The following is a 4,910-nucleotide window of genomic DNA, read 5'->3' on the forward strand; positions in this document are numbered from 1 at the left end:
AACGCACCCAATGTGGCGTTCGGTGCGTCCAACGCACCCAACGCCACATTGGGGCGCTTGGGGCCGGCTAGTCGGACTTGGCCGGGGAGGCGCCGTTGGGCTGCTTCCTCTCCGGCTCGGCGGGAGCCTCGGCGGACGGCTCGGCGGCCGGCGCCTCCTCCGCAGGAGGGTCGTCGAAGCTGGCCGGGACGCGCTTGAGGTGCTTGGTCATCGAGCGGACCAGGAAGGCCACCGCGATGAGGAACAGGATCAGCACCAGGAAGCCGACCGGGGAGGACTTGCCGAAGTCCTCCCCCTGCCCGCCGTTGTCGCCGTTGCCCGGCTGTTGCGCCAGCACCAGGGCCGACGCGGTCACCGGAAGCGCCAGGCCGGCCGGCAGCGTCAGACTCATGTGTTCACCTTCTCCTCGGCGCCGGCGATGCCGGCGAACAGGTCGTCCTCCGGCAACGTGCTGTCGACCAGCGACTTCACCAGCTCGTACTCCTCGGTCGGCCAGACCTCGCGCTGCATCTCCCGGGGCACGGCGAACCAGCGGCTGGTCGGGTCGATCTGCGTGGCGTGCGCCTTCAGCGCCTCGTCCCGCACCTCGAAGTATTCACCGCACTCGACGCGGGTCGTCACCCGCTCCATCACATCGCCGCGGTTCGGGTCCCAGTTCGCCAGCCACTCGGTGTACGGCGACTCCAGCCCGGCCTCCTTCAGCGCCTCGTCGAACAGCACCATCCGGGCGCGCGAGAAGCCGTGCATGTAGTACAGCTTCAGCGGCTGCCACGGCTCGCCGGCGTCCGGGAAGCGGCTCGGGTCCGGGGCCGCGTCCCACGCCGCCATCGACACCTCGTGGGTGCGGATGTGGTCGGGGTGCGGGTAGCCGCCGTTCTCGTCGTAGGTGGTGATAACGTGCGGGCGGAACTCCCGGATCACGCGCACCAGCGCCTCGGTGGACTCCTCCAGCGGCACGACCGCGAACGACCCCTCGGGCACCGGCGGCAGCGGGTCGCCCTCCGGCAGGCCGGAGTCGACGAAGCCCAGCCAGCGCTGGTTCACGCCGAGGATCTTGGCCGCGCGGGCCATCTCCTCGCGGCGGATCTCGGCCATGTTGGCCAGCACCTCGGGCCGGTCCATGGCCGGGTTCAGGATGCTGCCGGCTTCGCCACCGGTGCACGTGACGACCAGCACCTCGTGACCCTCGGCGGCGTAGCGCGCCATCGTCGCGGCACCCTTGCTCGACTCGTCGTCCGGGTGCGCGTGCACGGCCATCATGCGCAGGCGCGGGTTGGCGGTTTTCCTCTGCTCGTCGGCGTCCACCATGCTCCGAACGACTCCCCTTCTGCCCTTATTCCGCGACCCACCTGCGGGCCGCCCACCCAGCGGGCGGATACTCGAGGCGTACCCGCGTCACCATTGTCCCCGCGGGTACGACAAGAACGAGCAGGAGGCCCGGGTTGGCAGGCGGACCGGCGGAAACGGCAGCGCCCGCGCTGCTCGCGGACCGGTACGGCACCACGCGCGCCACGCCGTCCCGGCGCTGGCGGCGCTGGCTCTTCCTGGCCATCGCCCTGCTGGTCAGCGGCCTGATCGCGTGGGTCGCCTACGTCAACCTCGGCGCGGCACCGATCGACGCCGAGCGCATCGCGTTCAGCGAAAAACCGGGCAACGCGATGGAAATCACCCTCAACGTCACCCGCGACGACGACAGCAGGCCGGGCGTGTGCGTGGTCCGCGTCCGCGACAGGGCCGGCGCCGAGAGCGGCCGCAAGGAGCTCCTGATCCCGGCCGGCGTGAAGTACAACCGGATCAGCACGACGATCAAGAGCATCGGGGAACCGGTGACCGCCGACGTCTTCGGCTGCTCGTACGACATACCACGCTATCTGTCAACCCCATAGCGGCCAACGGGGTGAACCGCGCGCCCAACGCCCAGGGCGCGGGGAAATAACGGGCGTCGACCTCTCGCGCCGTGATACTCTGACCCTTCAGCACGGCCCGCGACGGGCCGTGTTTTTCCTTTATCTCAGCCACGCGGGCACCTACGCCCGCGTGGGCCGGCTTGAACACGCAAGCCTGGCAGGCCCGACGAGGAGATGGTGACCGTGAGCGACACCAAGGTGACCTGGCTCACCCAGGATGCCTACGACCGGCTCAAGCACGAGCTCGACGAAATGATCGAGAATCGGCCGGTCATCGCCGCGCGCATCAACGACAGCCGCGAAGAAGGTGACCTCAAGGAAAACGGCGGTTACCACGCGGCTCGCGAGGAGCAGGGCCAGGCCGAAGCGCGCATCCGGCACCTGCAGGAGCTGCTGCGCTCGGCCAAGGTCGGCGAGGCGCCCGCCAACGACGGCACGGCCGGTCCCGGCAAGGTGCTCACCGTGCGGTACGAGGGTGACGACGAGGACGAGAAGTTCCTGCTCGCCACCCGCGAAGAGGGCGCCGAGGGCGAACTCGACGTCTACTCCCCGGAGTCGCCGCTGGGCAAGGCGCTGCTCGGCGCCAAGGAGGGCGAGGCCAGGGAGTACGAGCTGCCCAACGGCAAGGTCCAGAAGGTGACGCTCGTCAAGGCGGTTCCGTACACCGACGCGAAGTAGGCACGGCTAGCGTGTCCTCCCAGGATCCACATTCTGGGAGGACAAAGCCGTGAGCACCGAACCGATGTGCCAGGCCTGCGGCATGCAGTACGCCGCGGCCCGCACCGACTGCCCGATCTGCGAAGACGAACGCCAGTACGTGCCGCGGTCGGGCCAGCAGTGGACGAACCTCTCCGCGCTCCGCTCCAGCGGTACGTACACGCCGCGGATCGAAGAGCAGGGCCCGGGCATCGTCGGCGTGGGCTCGAACCCGGGGTTCGCGATCGGCCAGCGCGCCCTGCTGGTGCGTGCCCGCTCGGGCAACTTCCTCTGGGACTGCGCGGCGTACCTGGACGACGCGCTGGTGGCGCAGGTCCGCGAGCTCGGCGGCATCACCGGTATCGCGATCAGCCACCCGCACTACTACACGACGATGGTGGAGTGGGCGCGCGCCTTCGACGTGCCGGTCTACCTGCACGAAGCCGACCAGCAGTGGATCGGCCGCCCCGACCCGGCGGTGAAGCTGTGGTCCGGCACCACCCTGGACCTCGCCGACGACCTGAGGCTGATCAACCTGGGCGTCCACTTCGCGGGCGGCACGGTGCTGCACTGGCCGGACGGCGAGGAAGGCCGGGGCGCCCTGTTGTCCGGCGACATCGTCCAGGTGATCCCCGACCGCACGCACGTGGGCTTCATGTACAGCTACCCGAACCTGATCCCGGAGCGGCCGGGCGTCGTCCGCCGCGCGGCGGAGCTGCTGGCGGGCTACCGCTTCGAGGCGATCTACGGCGCTTGGTGGGACGCGGTCGTGCGGTCCGACGGGTACGAGGTCGTGCAGCGGTCGGCCAAGCGGTACCTGGCCCAGGTGGCCGACGAGAGCTGAGCGACTCGGCAGCTCGGGCGAGTTGTGCGTTCAGCCCCGCGCGGTCCGCTCCAGCAGCGGGCGGACCCGCGGCGGCACCGGCGTCGACAGCGCGATCGACGTCGACGTCCGCAGCACGTCCGGCACGCCCACGACCTCGTCGATCACCCGCTGCAGGTCGTCGTTGCCCCGGGCCACCATGCGGACGAACAGGTCGCCCTGGCCGGTCGTCGCGTGGACCTCGCAGACCTCGTCGATCGCCGCCAAGGCCTCCGCGACCTCCGCGCGCCGGCCCTGGGCGATCTCCAGGACCGCGAACGCCGTCAGGCCGTAGCCCATCGCCGCCAGGTCCAGCTCCGGCGGGAAGCCGCCGAGGATGCCGCGCTCGGTCAGGCGGTCCAGGCGGGCCTGGACCGTTCCGCGCGCCACCCCGAGGCGGCGGGCGCACTCCAGCACCCCGAGGCGCGGCGAGTCGGTGAGCAACAGCAGCAGCCGCGCATCCAGCGCATCCAGGTTCTCCGGCATACGCAGATTGTCCATGATGACGGCCGACCTCCCCTGAACACCAGGCAGATTGCCCAGTGAAAATCGAGACCATTGCGCATCTTGCCTCGAAGGGATGATCCTTCGAGGTATGACCCAGACTGCCGAACCCCAGGGTGCCCTCGACGACGTCAGCTACGACCAGCTGCGTCAGCTGGTCGGGCTCGTCGACCACGACGCCTCGACCGACCCGTTCCCGGTCAAGGCCATGGACGCGGTGGTGTTCATCGCCGGCAACGCCACCCAGACCGCCTGGTACTACCAGATCGCGTTCGGGATGCAGCTCGTCGCGTACTCCGGTCCCGAAACCGGGGACTTCGAGCGCAAGTCCTACGTGCTGAAGTCCGGCTCGGCCCGGTTCGTCATCACCGGCGGCGTGAAGCCGGACTCGCCGCTGCTCGACCACCACCGCAAGCACGGCGACGGCGTCATCGACCTGGCGCTGGAGACCACCGACGTCGACAAGTGCATCGAGCACGCCCGCGCCCAGGGCGCGACGGTCCTCGAAGAGCCGCACGACGTCTCGGACGAGCACGGCACCGTGCGCGTCGCCGCGATCGCGACCTACGGCGAGACCCGCCACTCCCTGGTCGACCGGTCGCGCTACCACGGCGTCTACCTGCCCGGCTACGAGCCGCGCGAAAGCACGATCAAGCGGCCGGAAGGCGCGCCGAAGCGGCTGTTCCAGGCCGTCGACCACTGCGTCGGCAACGTCGAGCTCGGCAAGATGGACTACTGGGTCGACTGGTACCACCGCGTCATGGGCTTCGTGAACATGGCGGAGTTCGTCGGCGACGACATCGCGACCGAGTACTCGGCGCTGATGAGCAAGGTCGTCTCGAACGGCAACCACCGGGTCAAGTTCCCGCTGAACGAGCCAGCCGTCGCGAAGAAGAAGTCCCAGATCGACGAGTACCTCGAGTTCTACGACGGTGCCGGCT

At 69.6% G+C, this 4,910-nt stretch carries 7 protein-coding genes; 4 read left to right on the forward strand and 3 right to left on the reverse strand.

The genetic code is table 11. The annotated features are described in order from the left end of the window. Nucleotides 1-67: 67 nt before the first annotated feature. Nucleotides 68-391, reverse strand: a complete 324-nt coding sequence (locus ACWEVN_RS46575) for a hypothetical protein (protein WP_452055547.1) — start codon at nucleotides 389-391, stop codon at nucleotides 68-70. Next, nucleotides 388-1,308, reverse strand: a complete 921-nt coding sequence (gene mca / locus ACWEVN_RS46580) for a mycothiol conjugate amidase Mca (RefSeq protein ID WP_449684669.1) — start codon at nucleotides 1,306-1,308, stop codon at nucleotides 388-390. Before mca ends, ACWEVN_RS46575 begins: the two co-directional genes overlap by 4 nt. A 134-nt stretch (nucleotides 1,309-1,442) precedes the next feature. On the opposite strand from mca, the gene ACWEVN_RS46585 reads away from it, so the two are divergent. From ACWEVN_RS46585 to ACWEVN_RS46595, 3 genes are all read left to right on the forward strand, one after another. Next, nucleotides 1,443-1,886 (forward strand): DUF4307 domain-containing protein, encoded by a 444-nt coding sequence (locus ACWEVN_RS46585; protein WP_452055548.1) that lies wholly within the window; start codon nucleotides 1,443-1,445, stop codon nucleotides 1,884-1,886. Nucleotides 1,887-2,081: 195 nt separating this feature from the next. Further along, nucleotides 2,082-2,585 carry a transcription elongation factor GreA gene (greA, locus tag ACWEVN_RS46590; RefSeq protein ID WP_310973599.1) on the forward strand — a complete coding sequence of 168 codons (504 nt, stop codon included), beginning with the start codon at nucleotides 2,082-2,084 and terminating at the stop codon, nucleotides 2,583-2,585. A gap of 49 nt (nucleotides 2,586-2,634) precedes the next feature. Further along, complete coding sequence (locus ACWEVN_RS46595) at nucleotides 2,635-3,447, forward strand: MBL fold metallo-hydrolase (RefSeq protein WP_452055549.1); 813 nt, start codon at nucleotides 2,635-2,637, stop codon at nucleotides 3,445-3,447. Nucleotides 3,448-3,477: 30 nt separating this feature from the next. Here ACWEVN_RS46595 and ACWEVN_RS46600 read toward each other — a convergent pair whose 3' ends face one another. Continuing rightward, entirely contained in the window at nucleotides 3,478-3,951 is a 474-nt protein-coding gene (locus tag ACWEVN_RS46600) for an Lrp/AsnC family transcriptional regulator (protein ID WP_206790021.1), read from the reverse strand. Nucleotides 3,952-4,060: 109 nt separating this feature from the next. Here ACWEVN_RS46600 and ACWEVN_RS46605 point away from each other — a divergent pair. After that, a partial coding sequence (locus ACWEVN_RS46605; protein WP_452055550.1) for a VOC family protein occupies nucleotides 4,061-4,910 on the forward strand: 850 nt, incomplete at its 3' end.

The organism is Amycolatopsis sp. NPDC003861 (genome assembly GCF_053605405.1).